The 15,547-nt window shown below is 65.6% G+C and carries 14 protein-coding genes; 3 read left to right on the top strand and 11 right to left on the bottom strand.

From position 1 onward, the window contains the following. Positions 1-174: 174 nt before the first annotated feature. The 4 genes from AC0WRY_RS16155 to AC0WRY_RS16170 all read right to left on the bottom strand — a co-directional run bounded on the left by AC0WRY_RS16155 (position 175) and on the right by AC0WRY_RS16170 (position 3,737). Positions 175-1,386 (bottom strand): molybdopterin molybdotransferase MoeA, encoded by a 1,212-nt coding sequence (locus tag AC0WRY_RS16155; protein ID WP_491123389.1) that lies wholly within the window; start codon positions 1,384-1,386, stop codon positions 175-177. Positions 1,387-1,587: 201 nt separating this feature from the next. Further along, positions 1,588-1,794 carry a hypothetical protein gene (locus AC0WRY_RS16160; RefSeq protein WP_194407917.1) on the bottom strand — a complete coding sequence of 69 codons (207 nt, stop codon included), beginning with the start codon at positions 1,792-1,794 and terminating at the stop codon, positions 1,588-1,590. Positions 1,795-1,964: 170 nt separating this feature from the next. Next, entirely contained in the window at positions 1,965-2,594 is a 630-nt protein-coding gene (locus AC0WRY_RS16165; RefSeq protein WP_491123390.1) for an HAD-IA family hydrolase, read from the bottom strand. Positions 2,595-2,603: 9 nt separating this feature from the next. Beyond that, the gene (locus AC0WRY_RS16170; RefSeq protein WP_491123391.1) at positions 2,604-3,737 is read right to left on the bottom strand and encodes an alpha-hydroxy acid oxidase; all 1,134 of its coding nucleotides are present in this window, start codon (positions 3,735-3,737) and stop codon (positions 2,604-2,606) included. Positions 3,738-4,098: 361 nt separating this feature from the next. On the opposite strand from AC0WRY_RS16170, the gene AC0WRY_RS16175 reads away from it, so the two are divergent. After that, entirely contained in the window at positions 4,099-5,436 is a 1,338-nt protein-coding gene (locus AC0WRY_RS16175) for a S41 family peptidase (protein WP_194407920.1), read from the top strand. A 75-nt stretch (positions 5,437-5,511) separates the two neighbouring features. On the opposite strand, the gene AC0WRY_RS16180 is transcribed toward AC0WRY_RS16175, so the two are convergent. Next, positions 5,512-6,267: an SDR family oxidoreductase gene (locus AC0WRY_RS16180; protein ID WP_491123392.1), complete on the bottom strand. Its 756-nt coding sequence runs from the start codon at positions 6,265-6,267 to the stop codon at positions 5,512-5,514. Between the two features lie 310 nt (positions 6,268-6,577). After that, positions 6,578-9,298 (bottom strand): bifunctional diguanylate cyclase/phosphodiesterase, encoded by a 2,721-nt coding sequence (locus AC0WRY_RS16185; protein ID WP_491123393.1) that lies wholly within the window; start codon positions 9,296-9,298, stop codon positions 6,578-6,580. 316 nt (positions 9,299-9,614) lie between these two features. Between AC0WRY_RS16185 and AC0WRY_RS16190 the strand changes: the two genes are divergently transcribed. Next, positions 9,615-9,779 (top strand): Flp family type IVb pilin, encoded by a 165-nt coding sequence (locus tag AC0WRY_RS16190; protein WP_491123394.1) that lies wholly within the window; start codon positions 9,615-9,617, stop codon positions 9,777-9,779. On the opposite strand, the gene AC0WRY_RS16195 is transcribed toward AC0WRY_RS16190, so the two are convergent. Both AC0WRY_RS16195 and AC0WRY_RS16200 read right to left on the bottom strand, forming a co-directional pair. After that, positions 9,760-11,016, bottom strand: coding sequence for an MFS transporter (locus tag AC0WRY_RS16195; RefSeq protein WP_194407924.1), 1,257 nt, complete (start codon positions 11,014-11,016; stop codon positions 9,760-9,762). The two genes, AC0WRY_RS16190 and AC0WRY_RS16195, sit on opposite strands and share 20 nt — an antisense overlap. Next, the gene (locus AC0WRY_RS16200) at positions 11,013-12,428 is read right to left on the bottom strand and encodes an amidase (protein WP_194407925.1); all 1,416 of its coding nucleotides are present in this window, start codon (positions 12,426-12,428) and stop codon (positions 11,013-11,015) included. The genes AC0WRY_RS16195 and AC0WRY_RS16200 overlap by 4 nt, the downstream gene beginning before the upstream one ends. Before the next feature lie 140 nt (positions 12,429-12,568). Between AC0WRY_RS16200 and AC0WRY_RS16205 the strand changes: the two genes are divergently transcribed. Continuing rightward, entirely contained in the window at positions 12,569-13,162 is a 594-nt protein-coding gene (locus tag AC0WRY_RS16205; RefSeq protein WP_194407926.1) for a CGNR zinc finger domain-containing protein, read from the top strand. A 14-nt stretch (positions 13,163-13,176) separates the two neighbouring features. On the opposite strand, the gene moaC is transcribed toward AC0WRY_RS16205, so the two are convergent. The 3 genes from moaC to trpD are packed head-to-tail and all read right to left on the bottom strand — an operon-like array spanning position 13,177 to position 15,536. Beyond that, complete coding sequence (moaC, locus tag AC0WRY_RS16210) at positions 13,177-13,692, bottom strand: cyclic pyranopterin monophosphate synthase MoaC (RefSeq protein ID WP_194407927.1); 516 nt, start codon at positions 13,690-13,692, stop codon at positions 13,177-13,179. Position 13,693: 1 nt separating this feature from the next. Continuing rightward, positions 13,694-14,515: an indole-3-glycerol phosphate synthase TrpC gene (trpC, locus tag AC0WRY_RS16215; RefSeq protein ID WP_194407928.1), complete on the bottom strand. Its 822-nt coding sequence runs from the start codon at positions 14,513-14,515 to the stop codon at positions 13,694-13,696. A 7-nt stretch (positions 14,516-14,522) separates the two neighbouring features. Then, a complete protein-coding gene (gene trpD, locus AC0WRY_RS16220) occupies positions 14,523-15,536 on the bottom strand; it encodes an anthranilate phosphoribosyltransferase (protein WP_194407929.1) in 1,014 nt (337 codons plus the stop codon). Positions 15,537-15,547 lie beyond the last annotated feature (11 nt).

The following is a 15,547-nucleotide window of genomic DNA, read 5'->3' on the forward strand; positions in this document are numbered from 1 at the left end:
TCGACCAAAGTCCCCCGGTTGATGTCGTTCGATTCCGAGACGATGAGTTCAGCGATAAGCCGCTACATCCTCGAAACAAATCATGAACGGACACTATATGTTCGATACATGTTCCGCAACTGCTTAATTTACCGTGAACGAAGCGCGGTTCGCGGAATGCGTGTGGCCGTGCACTCAGACGGGGAGCCGCAGCACCTCGCAGGGGCTGCCGGCCTCGGCCTTGGGTGCGAACGGTGGGCGCACGAGAAGTACCTGTGCCGCAGCAAGATTCGCAAGCAGAGAGGAATCCTGATGGCTGACGGGAAGCGCGACCGGCGTGCCGTCGTCGCGCAGCTCGAGGCGCGCGCGCAAGTAATCCTCGCGCTGGTCGTTGGCACCGAGATCGCAGGCGAGCACGGCGCGTTCGCGACGATGATGAATCACCGAGCGGCCCGACAAGGCGCGAATCAGCGGCACCATGAACAGGAAGGCGCACACATAGGACGACACGGGATTGCCGGGCAGGCCGATCACGCGCATGGCGCCGAGCCGCCCGTGCATCATCGGCTTGCCCGGCCGCATGGCGATCTTCCAGAACGCCATCGCGATGCCTTCGTCCCTGAGTGCCTGCTGGACCAGGTCGTGGTCGCCGACCGACGCGCCGCCGGTCGTGATCAGGATATCGGCACCGCTCTCGCGGGCGCGGCGGATGCCTGATGTGGTGGCCTCCAGCGTGTCGGCGGCGACGCCGAGGTCGACGGTCTCGGCGCCCTCGCTGCGGGCGAGCGCGTGCAGGGCGTAGCCGTTGGAGTAGACGATCTGGCCGTGCCCGGGCGCTGAGCCCGGCATCACCAGTTCGTCACCGGTGGCGAGGATCGCGACCTTGGGACGGCGGCAGACGGCGAGCTGCGGGTAATTCATTCCGGCAGCGAGCGCGAGGTCACGCTCGGTCAGACGCGTGCCCTTGCGGAGGAGGACGTCACCCTCACGGAAGTCGACGCCGGCCGGGCGGATGTGCCGTCCGGTGATCGCGGCTTCCTTGATCGTGACGCTGTTGCCGTCCGCGACGGTGTCCTCCTGGATCACGACCGCGTCCGCACCGTCGGGAACGACGCCCCCGGTGAAGATCCGCACGGCTTCGCCGGTGCCGACCGCTCTCGCGAAAGGACGGCCGGCGGCGACCTCGCCAATCACCGTCAGCCGGGAATCGATCGCTGCCGCGTCGGCCGCGCGCACCGCATAGCCGTCCATCGCCGACATGGCTTGCGGCGGCTGCGTGCGCCGCGCCGCGACATCAAGTGCCAGCACGCGGTGATAGGCCTCGTCGAGGGCAACCATCTGTTCAGGCAGCGGCTCTGCACCTGCCAGCACCGCGGCAAGGGCGTCGGAAACCGGCATCAGGGCCACGGGCAAAACTCCTGCTCGCACATCGTTCAATGGGGCGGCGAGAGTTCTAGCCGACCGCAGGCGCGAGGCAAAGCAGCGCGCGGGATGATCTATCCTGCGTGATCTCCGTGGTGGAGGAGTGCAAGTTCGTCAGGGCATGATCAGGAAGCCGAGACAGCGCGCCGTGAAGGACGAGAATCACGAGCGCCAACACCGATACGGTCACCGTGCCGCCGGATCGTCCGGACTGATCTCAAATGCGACGTCGGGCGCTTTGGGCCCTTGATCCTTGTCGGGGAGCGGATCGGCCTGCGATTTCAGGTCGGCGGCCTTGCTGATCAGCTTGGCGGAAAGGTCAGAATCCGAGGTGTTTCTTGCGAATTCAAGCAGGAGAGAGGCTTGCTTGGTGAGATAGGTTTTGCCCAGCACGTCGATCAGTCCGATGTAGAAGTCCCAACGGACTCAAGAGTCCGAAGGGCGGTATTCCGTTCCCGGAACTCTGTATAAAAATACACAAAGTGATCAGGTTCCAAAATTCCAGCAGATTTAGTTCCGGAAGATGTCGCTGCCGGGAGGCCGGGTGGCACCCGCGGCTGGCGTCAGATGCCCAATGCTTTCAAGGCCTTCCCGACGTCGCGCGGCGAGGTCACGTGCACGGCCGTCAGGCCGCGGGCTCGCGCGCCCTCGATGTTCTCAGCGAGGTCGTCGAAGAACACGATGCGCCCGGCGGGAACGCCGATCGCGGCGACGACATGGTCGAAAGCCTCCGCATCCGGTTTGCGCAGGCCGATGCTCGATGACAGGTACAGCTCGCGGAAATGGCCGAGCAGATCGGCATATTCCTTCGAGAAATAATCGACATGCGGCCGGTTAGTGTTGGAGAAGGCGTAGAGCGGCATCTGTTTCGCCGCCCGCGGCAACAACTCGGCGATATCAGGCATCTCGCCGGCGAAGATCGCGTTCCAGCCCTCCAGGAACTGGGCATCCGAAATGCCGATCCCCAGCGAAGCGCGTAGCGAGGCGAAATAATCCTCGTCGCTGATCTTGCCCATCTCGTGCAGCCGGTAGGCCTCGTCGCGCACATAGCGCGCGACGATGCTTTCGGGCTGGCAGCCGGCATGTCCCGCCCAGCAAGCGATCGCCTTGGAAAAGTCGATGTCGAGCACCACGCGCCCGAGATCGAACAGAAGCGCATCCGCGCTGCCGGGAGAGAGCGATGTCACCTGCAATCCTCTTACTCAGTACCGATAAGGTTCGTGGTCGAACAGCGGAAACGCGCTGAACACGCTCGGCGCGTTGGTGGCGGTCGCCGGATGCAGGCAGGATTTGTCGACCTCGGCAAACGACGTGGCGCCGAGCAGGCCGAGGCAGCGCAGCACCTCGTCTTCGAGCAGCTCCAGCATCCGCGTGATGCCGGCTTCGCCGGCCGCCGCCAGCGCCCAGCATTGCAGCCGGCCGATGCCGACGAGATCTGCCCCTGCCGCGATCGCCTTGACGATGTCGGTGCCGCGACAGATGCCGCCGTCGACCATGATCTTGGCGCGGCCCTTCACGGTCTCGACGATTTCGGGCAGCACATGCATGGCACCGCGGCCATGGTCGAGCTGGCGGCCGCCGTGATTGGAGACGTAGATCCATTCGACGCCGTGATCGACCGCGATCAGCGCGTCCTCGGCGGTGGCGATGCCCTTCAGGATCAGCGGGATATTGAACTTGTCCTTGATCATCTTCACGGTCCGCCACTCCAGGCCCTTCTGGAAATCGCCGCCGGTGGCGCGCAGGCGACTCTCGCGAACGTAGCGCTTGGCGATGTCACGTTCGCGACGGCTGTAATGGGCGGTGTCGACGGTCAGGCAGAAGGCGGCATAGCCGTTCTTCTCGCTTCGGCTGACGACATCCGCGACGAAGGAATCGTCGCCGCGGACATAGAGCTGGTAGAGCCGGAGCGCATCGGGCGCCATCTCGGCGGTCTTCTCCAGACCCGGCTCGGACACCGAGCTCAGCATGTGCGCCGCACCGAAGGTGCCGGCACCGCGCGCGACGCTCGCCGCGCCGTCCGGATCGAAGATTTCGAGCGCGCCGACGGGCGCCAGCACCACCGGAAGGCGCATCTTGCGGCCAAATTGCTGAACCGCGCCGTCGACCTTGCGGACGTCGCGCAGCACGCGCGGGCGGAAGGCGATCTCGTCCAGCGCCATGCGGTTGCGGCGCATCGTGGTTTCGGTCTCGGCGGCGCCGACGATGTAGTCCCAGGCGTTCTGGTTGAGGTTGGCCCGCGCTTTCCGGATGAATTCGTGCAGATTCTGGAACGGCTCGTTGCTGGCGCCGAGCTCGACGTTCCGTTCCGGCCGGATGCGGGGTGCTTCGTTCATTGTTATCCTCCCGAGAATTTGAAGCCTTATGTCATCGCCTAACCCGTCCAGGCCTCCAAAACTATCCTAAAATCGCATAGCAGCAGGGCGTGGACCGGCCGATGATTCCCCTTGCGGGCTGGCCAGTCCTGCAACGTTGCCAAAAGTTTAGGTCCGGGCGAAGCGATTTCTGCGGTGCACCCGTCGGCGTGGCATCCCGGCCTTGAAGAAACCAGAATGGTATTGTGAGAAGCAGACTGGATCGCCAATTGCATGGCGCCTCCCAAGTCTTGAAAGACAAGTCCCGAAAGACAAGTCCCGAAAGACAAGTCTCGAGAGACAAGCTTAAAGCGAACCGCCCAGCGAAAAGGCCAGCCCATCCATGCGGAAATCCCTGCTGTTCCCTCTGGGCACGCTCACCGGAGCGTGTCTCACCCTTCTGGTAGCCAGCCCGCACGGCGGCGTATGGGCGGCGCGGGCGGCAGCAAACGCGAATGATGCCTATTCCCAGCTCAACCTGTTCGGCGAAGTGTTCGAGCGCGTGAAGGCGAGCTATGTCGAGAAGCCCGACAATGCCAAGCTGGTTGAAGGCGCGATCACCGGCATGGTGACCTCGCTCGATCCGCATTCGCGCTACATGAACGCGAAGGCCTGGACCGAGATGCAGGAGACCACCTCCGGTGAGTTCGGCGGCCTCGGCATCGAGGTCACGATGGAGGACGGCCTCGTCAAGGTCGTCTCGCCGATCGACGATACGCCTGCCTCGAAGGCCGGCCTGATGTCCGGCGACCTCATCAGCAAGATCGACGGCGAGGCCGTGCAGGGCATGACGCTCGAGCAGGCGGTCAACAAGATGAAGGGCCCGGTCGATACCCAGACCAAGCTCACCATCGTGCGCAAGGGCGCCGACGCGCCGCTCGACGTCGCGATCAAGCGCGAGATCATTCATGTGCGCCCGGTGCGCTTCCATGTCGAGAACGGCGACATCGGCTATGTCCGCATCACCTCGTTCAACGAGCAGACCACCGACGGCCTGAAGAAGGCGATCGCCTCGATCACCAAGGACGTCGCGCAGGAGAAGCTCGTCGGTTACGTGGTGGACCTCCGCAACAATCCGGGCGGTCTGCTCGACCAGGCCGTGTCGGTGTCGAGCGCCTTCCTGCAGCGCGGCGAGGTCGTTTCGACCCGCGGCCGCAACCCGGAGGAGACCCAGCGTTTCACCGCGCATGGCGGCGATCTCACCAAGGGCAAGCCGCTGGTGGTGCTCGTCAATGGCGGCTCGGCCTCGGCCTCGGAGATCGTCGCCGGCGCGCTGCACGACCACAAGCGCGCGACGATCATCGGCACGCGCTCGTTCGGCAAGGGTTCGGTGCAGACGATCATTCCGCTCGGCGCCGGCAATGGCGCCCTGGCGCTGACCACGGCGCGCTACTACACGCCGTCGGGCCGCTCGATCCAGGCCCAGGGCATCGCCCCCGACATCGAGATCCTGCAGGACGTGCCGCCGGAGCTGAAGGGCCGCATGGACACCATGGCGGAGTCCCAGATGCGCGGGCATCTGTCGGCGGGCGAGGGTGGCGAGCAGACGGGGTCACAGTCCTACGTGCCGCCCAAGGAGGAAGACGACAAGGCCTTGCATGCGGCTTACGACTTCCTGCACGGCGTCACCGCGAACGCGGTTGCGGCCAAGCCTGCCTCGAAAGGCGCGGTGCCGAACTAAATTCTGCGACTCCCAGTCTACGGATCGCCCGGAAGCGGGTAGCCGCTTCCGGGCGAATTCGTCTGGAACGTCGCCTCAGCTTGAGTTCATGGCCGCAAAGGTCGCCTCGTAGCGGCCATCGCGCTCGGCCCAGCGGCGGGCGCGGTCACGCTCCACCAGCACCTCGTCGCGGGGGTGAAGCCGGAGCTCCAGCAATTGCATGACCTCCGCGATGTAAGCGGCCAGCGGCATGGCGCGCGCGTCGCTGGCCTGCTGCGCCCCGGTCAGCTCGGTCTGCACATAAGGCGGCGCGAGCTCCAGCACCTCGACGGGAATCCTGCGGAGCTGGTGCCGCAGCGACTGCAGCCAGGAGTGCAGGAACGCCTTGCTGGCGCAGTAGGTCGGGAAATCGGCACGCGGCACGAAAGCGAGGTTCGAGCTGGTCGCGATGATCGTCGCGTCCGGTTGCCTCTTCAGGATCGGCAGGAACGCCGCCGTAGCGCGCAGCACACCGAGAATGTTGGTCTCGACGATGGCTTCCGCATCCGAGGCATCCCAGCCTTCCGCCGCCAGGTCCTCCGGCCGCGAGATGCCGGCATTGGCGATCAGAACGTTGAGCCCGGGAAAGCCTGCCTGAATATCGGCCGACAAGCGCGACAGCGACGCGGGATCGTCGAGGTCGAGCGGCAGGCCGATCACGCCAGGCCGCTCGGCCGCGATCTGCTCGAGCAGGGCCGGCCGCCGGCCGGTGACGATGACGCGATTGCCGCGATCGTGAAAAGCCTCGGCCAGCGCGCGGCCGATGCCGCTGGTGCCGCCGGTGACGAGGATCGTATTGCCAGTCATCTTCATGGGGTCGCCTTTCGGTTGGGAAAGGCCACGGCAACCTCGCGAATCCTCATGGCGAGCGATCCGGCAAGACGGCCGGCAGCACGGCGCGTGCGCGCCTGCCTAAGCGTCTTGAACGGGTGAGCATCCGCTGACAGGAAAAGTGATGGCATGACCGTGGCGTCTCGTGAATCGAGAACTCCCTGCTGGGATCCTCTCGACAAAGGACGCGTTGGATGACGGTAACGCCTACGGCAGCGCCGTCTCGGCAGCTGCATGTCGGGAAATACTTTGGCCGGGTCGTGATCGTCAAGCCTGACGGGACGGACGAATTTTAACCCGCCTCGCGGCGGCGGCCGCCGTTGCCTTCGCGCTGGGCGAGCCGGCTGCGATGCAGCGCGAACAGCTCCAGCACCTTGTCGGCGGGCTTGGCGGCGCTGAACAGATAGCCCTGCATTTCCGAGCAACCGAGCGCACGCAGCAGGCGCTGCTGCTCCTCGGTCTCGACGCCCTCGGCCGTGGTGGTCATGCGGCGCGCCGCCGCCAGATTGACGACGGCCTGGACGATGCTGGCGGAGCCGTCGGGACCGGCGATGTCGTCGACGAAGCAGCGGTCGATCTTGATCTTGTCGAACGGGAAGCGGTGCAGATAGCTCAGCGAGGAGTAGCCGGTGCCGAAATCGTCGAGCGCGATGCGCACGCCGATGGCACGGAGCTGGTGCAGGATCGTGAGCGCGGCATCGTCGTCGCGGATCAGCACCGCCTCGGTGATCTCGAGTTCCAGACGGCTTGCCGGCAGGTTCGAAGCAGCGAGCGCCGCCATGATCTTCAGCGCCAGCGTGCCGCTCTTGAATTGCACCGGAGAGACGTTGACCGCGAGGCGGATGTCGTCGGGCCAGTTCGCAGCGTCCCGGCAGGCGGTCGCCAGCACCCATTCGCCGATCTCGTTGATCAGGCCTGTGTCTTCGGCGATCGGGATGAACTCCGCCGGCGAAACCATGCCGCGCTCGGGATGGCGCCAGCGCACCAGGGCCTCGCAGCCGGTGATGCGATCATCCTTCAGGCTGAGGCAGGGCTGGTAGTAGACTTCGAGACCCCCTTCGGCGATGGCATGGCGAAGGTCGCTCTCGAGCAGGCGGCGCTCGCGCACCTTGGCATCCATCTCCGGCTCGAAGAAGCGATAGGTACGGCGTCCGGCCGACTTGGCGGCGTACATCGCCATGTCCGCGTTCTTGAGGATCTGGTCGAGCGCCGTGCCGTGCTCCGGCGCGAGTGCGATGCCGATGCTGGCGTCGGTGGTGAGATGATGCCCCATGCAGTCGAACGGCGCGCGGATGGCCGCGAACACGCGTGCGACCAGCTCATCGACCTGATCACGCGACGTCACTGCGCTCTGGACGATGGCGAATTCATCGCCGCCGAGCCGCGCGACGAAATCCGCCGGGCCCGCACAGCGACGCAGGCTCGTGGCAACCGATTTCAACAGATCGTCGCCGACGAGGTGGCCGAGCGCGTCGTTGACGCCCTTGAATTCGTCGATGTCGATGTAATGCACCGCGATCTCTTCGCCGTTGCCGACGGCGGCGAGCTCCTCGCGCAGATGCTCGTGGAACATTGTGCGGTTGGGCAGATCGGTCAGCGCGTCGTAATGGGCGAGGTGGGTGATGCGTTCCTCGATGCGGCGGCGCTCGGTGATGTCCTCATGGGTCGCCACCCAGCCGCCGTCCGCCAGCGGCTCGTTGAGGATGTGGATCGAGCGGCCATCGGAGGTGTCGACCACCATGGAGTTGCGTGCGTGGATGCCCTTCAGCACGCGCGCGACATAGCGGTCGACGTCGCCCGTGAACGAGCCGGTTGCCTTGCGATGGGCGATGATGTCGTGGAAACTGCAGCCGGGCTTCACGATCTCGGCCGACAATCCGTACATTTCGATGTAGCGCTGGTTGCAGACCACCAGCCGCCGCTCGGCGTCGAACAGCAAGAGACCCTGCGTCATGTTGTTGACGGCGCGGTCGAGCCGCTGCTTCTCCAGCGTCAGCCGCTGGCGCGAGGCGCGGTGTTGCTCCAGCAGCTTGCGCACGACCGCGATCAGCACGCCTGCGATGGCGAGCGCGGAGGCGGCGGCGACCGAGATCAGCATGCCGATCTGCTCGCGCCAGTCGCTCAGGGCCGCCGCACGCGTCGTGGTCGCCATCATCAGGATCGGGAAATGGGGCAGTGCGCGCGAGGAAATCAGCCGGTCTTCGCCGTCGATCGGGCTGGTGAAACGGCCGGCGAAGTGGTCAAGCCCGAAAACCCTCTGTTGTTCGAACGAACCGGTCTTGAAGTTTCGTCCCATCAATTCGCCCGAGTGCGGACAACGGGCGAGCAGCGTGCCGTCCCGATGCAGCATCGAGATCGTCGCGCTTTCGCCGAGCGCGACGGTGGCGAAGAACTTCTCGAAGTTGGCGGGCTCGATGCCGCGTCCGACGACACCCAGGAACTCGCCGTTGGGCCCGACGATCTTGCGCACGATCAGGACGGTCCAGGCACCCGAGATGCGGCTGTGCAGCGGCTCGATCAGGACTTCAGGCGAATTGGGGTCGTACTTGAAAGTGCGAAAATAGGCGCGGTCGGCCATGTTGACCTTTGGGACCGGCCACGCCGTCGACGAATTGATCAGATTGCCGTCGGCATCAATGATGTTGACGCCGCCGATATAGGGCAGTGCATCGATCTTCGAGCGCAGCATCTGGTGGACGCCCTGACCAGAGAGGCGCGTGCGGAAGTCTGCAACGCTGGCAATGCCGATCGTACGCGCGTGATCGACGAAGTCTCGCTGGATGACCGCAAAATCCTGCAATTGCTGATCGAAATGATGGGCGAGCAGCAGCACGGTATTTTCCAGCTCGCGGCCCGCGTTGCGCAGCGCCCGTTCGCGGAAATTCTGCGCCATCAGGACGGAGCCTACGGCGATGGCCGCGATCAGCAGCGTGCCGCCCACCACCAGCCAGCGGATCGGTCCGCTTCGCACGAAGGCCTGGTCAAAGAGGCGACTGCCGAATCTCGTCATCATGCTGGGTCATTGCCGTGCACACGTCGGGGTCAATTCTTGGCCCCGAAAGCATCCGTGGGTTTACGGGAACGGTATGGAGGCGAAGTTAGGAAGCTCGGTTAATGCGATGTGAACGGCCGCGCATAAAAGCAATCGATGCGCTGGGCGCGAGGACCGGGCAGGAATTGCCGCCCGCATCCGCAATGCCGGTCAGTTCCTGCCGGCCGCGCCGCGATCAACCAGGGCTTAACCATCTAACGTGTTGGCAGGGCTCGAAAGCGTATTGGCACGTGATTTGCGAATTCGTCAGCCACCGACAACAGAGAGGGACGCGATCATGACGAGCATTGTGAAGAGCTTCATTGCCGACGAGCGTGGTGCGACCGCGATCGAATACGGGCTGATCGCCGCCGGCATCGCGCTTGCGATCATCACCGTCGTGAATGGCCTGGGCACCAAGCTCAACGCCAAGTTCACCGCCATCAGCGCTTCATTGCGCTGATCCGCGGAGGGCCATTGCGCGCCAGTATCGCCGCCACGACCAGCGCCGCGATGACGTTGGCGGCGGCGCTGACCAGGATCGGCAACACGTAGCTGTGGTTGACGTCGTAGGCGAAACCGGCCGCACTCGGACCGACAAGCGTGCCGAACGCCACGCTGGTGTAGAGGATGCCGATGATTCCACTGACGTTGCGTCCGCCGAAATAGTCCATGACCACAGAGGGCAGCACCGCGACCCATCCGCCGTAGAACGCGCCATAGACGAAGGCAAAAGCGGCGAGGGTCCAGACGTCAGCGGCAATCGCCCAGATCACCATCGCGAACGCCATTCCGATCAGGACCATGATCAGCGAGCGGTCCCGGCCCATCCGGTCGGCCAGCGCGCCGAGAAAGAAGCGGCCCGCGGTGCTGCCGGCGCCGATCACGCCGAGCAGCAGCACCGCGGAGGACGCCGCGACCCCGTGGTCGCGTGCGTAAGGCACGAGATGGACGAACGGGATGAAGGCGCCGAACGAGCAAACCAGGCACGACACATAGAGGCCGGCGAATCGCGTCGACCGGACGGCCTCGCGCACCGATGCGCCGCCGGCGTTGTTTGCAGCCGCGGCATCGCGGGGCGGATCGCCATCGGGTCCGAGGCCACGGTCCTTCGGATCGTTCTCTATGAGCAGGGACATCCCGCCACCCAGCACCAGCACGATCGCGCCCAGCACCATATAGGCGCCGCGCCAACCCATCGATGCGATCAGCAATGAGGCGAGCGGCGGCATCGCAAGCGTGCCGATCCCGATGCCGCTCACCGCGAGCCCGGAGGCAAAGCCGCGGCGCCTCACAAACCAGCGTTGTACCGCGCCGATGGCCGGAACATAGGCGCAACCGACGCCGAGGCCGATGCCGAGCCCATAGGCGAGATAGACCTCGACCAGGGAGCGTGCAGCGCTCGCGGCCGCAAGTCCGACCGCGACCAGGATCATGCCGGCGACGGCCAGCGAACGCGAACCGAGCCGGTCGGCGAGGGGGCCGCTGACGAGTCCGAGCGCGAAATACAGAAAGCCCGCAATCGAAAACACCAGCGAGATCGAACCGCGCGAGGCGCCGAAGTCGCGCTGGAGCGGCTCCAGAAACGCGCTGAACGTGTAGGCGGAGCCGAAGCCGACGAACGTGACGGCAAAGGCTGCCGCGACGACGAACCAGCCATGGAAAATGCCTTGCCGGGCGATCGTGGATTGAATGGTCATTGCGGCCTCCGCGAAATGAGGGAAGGACGGCGGCGGTGCCAGGACGTCGCCCGCTGGAACGCGGCGCCGGCACGCACGAGCGTGGCTTCGTCGAGACGGGCGGCGACCAACTGGAACGCGATGGGCAGTCCGTCCGCCGACGCACCACCTGGCAGCGTGATCGTGGGATGGCCGGTCATGTCGAACGGGCAGGTGTAGCGCTGCAGCTTTGCGATCAGGTCCGGCTGCTCGCCGAGTGTCTGAATCATGGCGAGCGTCAGTGGCGGGAATGGCTGCACCGGGGTCAGCAGGAGGTCGATGGTCTCGAACAGCGCGGTCACCCGGCCGCGAAACGCCAGCCGGCGCAGCAGGATCTTCTGATAGTCGAGGGCGGAGAGCGCGCGCCCCGCCTCGATTACGGAGGCGAGGATCGGACCATACTCGTCCCGGTGGGCAGGATAGGTCGCCTCGTGCGCGACCGCGGCTTCCACCGCACAATTCGGCGTCCAATCGGCGATCGCCTGCACGACGTCGGGAAATCGGACATCGACGATGTCGGCGCCAAGCGTGCGGAAAGCATCGATGGCGTCCGCCAACACATGCTGTGTCGTGATGTCGACGTCGTCGCTGTTCCAGGCGGCATCGACGCCGATCCGCAATCCCCGCATGTCCCGTGCAGCCGCAGCCAGATAGTCGGGCACCGGATCGAACAGCGACGTCGGGTCGTTCGGGTCCTGTCCGGCGATGGCGCCGAGCAGCGCGCCGGCGTCGGCCGCGCTGCGGCCGATCGGTCCGATATGGTCGAGCGTTGCGGCGAGCTCGAACGCTCCGTGGCGGCTGACGCGGCCCCAGCTCGGCTTCAGTCCGGTCAAGCCGTTGGCGGCGCAGGGCCAGCGGATCGAGCCGCCGGTATCGGAGCCGAGCGAGCCGTAGCAAAGCCCGGCGGCTGTGGCGACCGCGGAGCCGCTCGACGAGATACCCGGCCAGTAACTCGCATTCCAGGGATTCTTCGGCGGCTTCACCCGCGGATGGTGGTCGGCATAGGCGCCTTCGGTGAGTTGCACCTTGCCGAGGATCACGGCGCCGGCGTCCTTCAGCCGGCGCACGACGGTTGCGTCCTCATCGGGACGGAAGTCGCGATGAAGCGTGGTGCCCGCTGCCGTCGGAATGCCCTTGGTCCAGAGCAGATCCTTGAGAGCAATCGGCACGCCATGCAGCGGGCCTCGATACCGGCCCTGGGCGATCTCGGCGTCCGCGGCTTTCGCTTCCGTGACGGCCGTTTCCGCCATCACGTGGACGTAACTACCGAGGTCGCGGTCGATGGCGTCGATGCGGTCGAGTTGCGCGCGCGTCACCTCCAGCGCAGAGATTTCGCGCGCCTCGAGCCGCGCGGCGAGCGCAGTGAGTTCAAGATAGTGCAGGGCGTCGGTCACGGCGCGGTTCTCCAGTGATGAGATCGCAGAGGGACACGATCCCCAAGCGACTCTGTAAGCACCATCATAATCATTATACTGGTGTCGCTTGCCGTCAACCGGTAAATCTGTTTTACTGGTGTCTATTTCCGGGTGTTCCGATGTCGAAAGAGTCACGCAAATTCCAGGTTCCAGACGAGCTCGCGAACCTCTACGACTTCGCCAACACGCTCGATGTTCGTCACTTCACGCATTTCGGCGTTGAACATCCGGAGAGCGATGAGCTTGGCGGGCCGAAGGAGCTGGCGGACTGGATGCGGGAACGCGGCCTCGGCGTCGAGGGCGGTCGCGTCACGCCCGCGATGTTCGAGCTTGCGCTAAAGCTGCGGGGCGCTTTGCGTGCCTATCTGCAATGTGAGCCGAGCGAGCGGCTCCGGAACAAAAGCGTTCTCGGCGCGCTCAATGACGCGCTCGCGCCGTTTCCGTTGCGGGTGGAGGCGCGCGCAGGCCGTGGCGCAACGCTGTCGGCTGCGCGCGAGGATGCGCTCGCCGGCCTGTCGGCCATCGCGATCGAGCTTCATGATGCAGCGCTCGTGGGAACGCTGGACCGGCTGAAGATGTGCGCGTCGGAGGAATGCCGCCGGGTGTTCTTCGACCGGTCGAAACCGTCGACGCGGCGCTGGTGCATGTCGACGCTGTGCGGCAACCGAATGAAGACGCGCGCCTATCGCGAGCGGCAGCGCGAGGCGAAATAGACCGGACCGCGCGATCAGGCGCGGTAGTGGCCGGATTTGCCGCCGAGCTTCTCGACGAGGTGAATGCCTTCGATACGCACGCCGCGCTCGACCGCCTTGATCATGTCGTAGATGGTGAGGCAGGCGACGGACACCGCGGTGAGGGCCTCCATCTCGACGCCGGTCGGTCCCGTCACTTTGACGCTGGCGCGTACCACACAGCCCGGCAGCTTTGCGTCGGGCTCGATGTCGACGATGACCTTTGACAGCGCCAGCGGATGGCAGAGCGGGATCAGCTCCGAGGTGCGTTTGGCGGCCATGATGCCGGCGATGCGGGCGGTGCCCAGCACGTCGCCCTTCTTGGCGTTGCCTGACACGATGAGATCGAGCGTCGCCTTGGTCATGATGACGCGGCCTTCCGCGACCGCGAGCCGCTCGGTCGCCGGCTTGTCCGACACGTCGACCATGCGGGCCTCGCCGGAGGCGCCGATATGGGTAAGGGCGGGGACGGCCTTCTTGGACGGCTTGCGCGCCATATTTTTGCGCGCCATGTCAGCGCGTACCCGTGGCGCGCGTTGCGCCTTCGCGCGCGAGCAGCGTGCGCGTGGCCGCGGTCACGTCGGCCTGCCGCATCAGGCTCTCGCCGACCAGGAAGGTCGACATGCCCACGCGCTCGAGCCGGGCGAGATCAGCCGGCGTGAAGATGCCGCTTTCGCCGACCATCAGCCGGTCCGCAGGAATCAGCGGCGCCAGGGCCTCGCTGGTCGCGAGCGTGGTTTCGAAAGTGCGGAGATTGCGGTTGTTGACGCCGATCATCGGCGAACGAAGTTTCAGCGCCCGGTCGAGCTCGGCGCGGTCGTGGATCTCGATCAGCACGTCCATGCCGTAGGCCATCGCGGCGTCTTCGAGATCCCGGGCGGTGGCATCATCGAGTGCCGCCATGATGATCAGGATGCAATCGGCGCCGTGCGCGCGGGCCTCGACCACCTGGTAGGTGTCGAACATGAAATCCTTGCGCAGCACCGGCAGCGATGTTGCCGCGCGCGCCGCCACCATGAAGTCGAGATGGCCCTGGAACGAGGGCGTGTCCGTCAGCACCGACAAACAAGCCGCGCCGCCTGCCTCATAGGCTTTCCCGAGGGCCGGCGGATCGAAATCCGCGCGGATCAGGCCCTTGGACGGGGAAGCCTTCTTCACCTCCGCGATCAGCGCGTAGTCGCCATGGACGTGCTTGGCCTTGATCGCGCGCACGAAGCCGCGCGGGGCCCCTTGCGCCTTGGCCTGCGCCTCGACCGCCGCGAGCGGCTGCGCGCGCTTGGCGGCTGCGATCTCCTCGCGCTTGTAGGCTTCGATCTTGGTCAGGATGTCCGACATGTCAGGCTCAGCCGTTCGAGATCGCGATCAGGTGCTTCAGCTTCGCGTTGGCCGCGCCGCTGTCGATCGACTTCATGCCGATCGCGACGCCTTCCTTGAGGTCCTTGGCGCGGCCGGCGACGATCAACGCGGCCGCGGCGTTCATCAGGGCGACATCGCGGTAGGCACTCGGCTTGCCGTCGAGCACGCTTTGCAGTGCGATCGCATTGGCATCGGCGTCACCGCCCCTCAGCGCGCCCGCGTCGCAACGCGGCAGGCCGGCATCTTCCGGCGTCACTTCGAAATTCCGGATCTCGCCATTGTGCAGCGTGGACACGAAAGTCGGGCCGGTGAGGGTGATCTCGTCGAGACCATCGGAGCCGTGCACCACCCAGGCGGATTCGGAGCCGAGGTTCTTCAGCACCTGCGCCAGCGGCTGCACCCATTGCCGGGAGAATACGCCGACCATCTGCCGCTTCACGCCGGCCGGATTGGAGAGAGGGCCGAGCAGATTGAAGATCGTGCGCGTCGCAAGCTCGACCCGGGTCGGGCCGACGTTCTTCATGGCGGGATGGTGGGCGGGAGCGAACATGAAGCCGATGCCGCATTCGCGCACGCAGCGGCCGACCTGATCGGGCCTGAGGTCGATCTTGACGCCGAGCGAAGCCAGCACGTCGGCGGCGCCCGAGCGCGACGACAGGGCGCGGTTGCCGTGCTTGGCCACGGGCACGCCGGCCCCTGACACGATGAAGGAGGCGCAGGTCGAGACGTTGACCGAGCCGGAGCCGTCGCCGCCGGTGCCGACGATGTCGACGGCATCAGGCGGTGCCGTCACGGTCAGCATCTTGGAGCGCATCGCCGACACCGCGCCGGTGATCTCGTCCACGGTTTCGCCGCGCACCCTGAGCGCCATCAACAGGCCGCCCATTTGCGAGGGCGTGGCCTCGCCACTCATCATGGCGTCGAAGGCGGAGGCGGCCTCGTCACGCGACAGGCTGGCGCCGGTCGCCACTTTTCCAATGATCGATTTCAGGTCGTCCATCGCGTGCTTTC

The organism is Bradyrhizobium sp. T-12 (genome assembly GCF_058314695.1).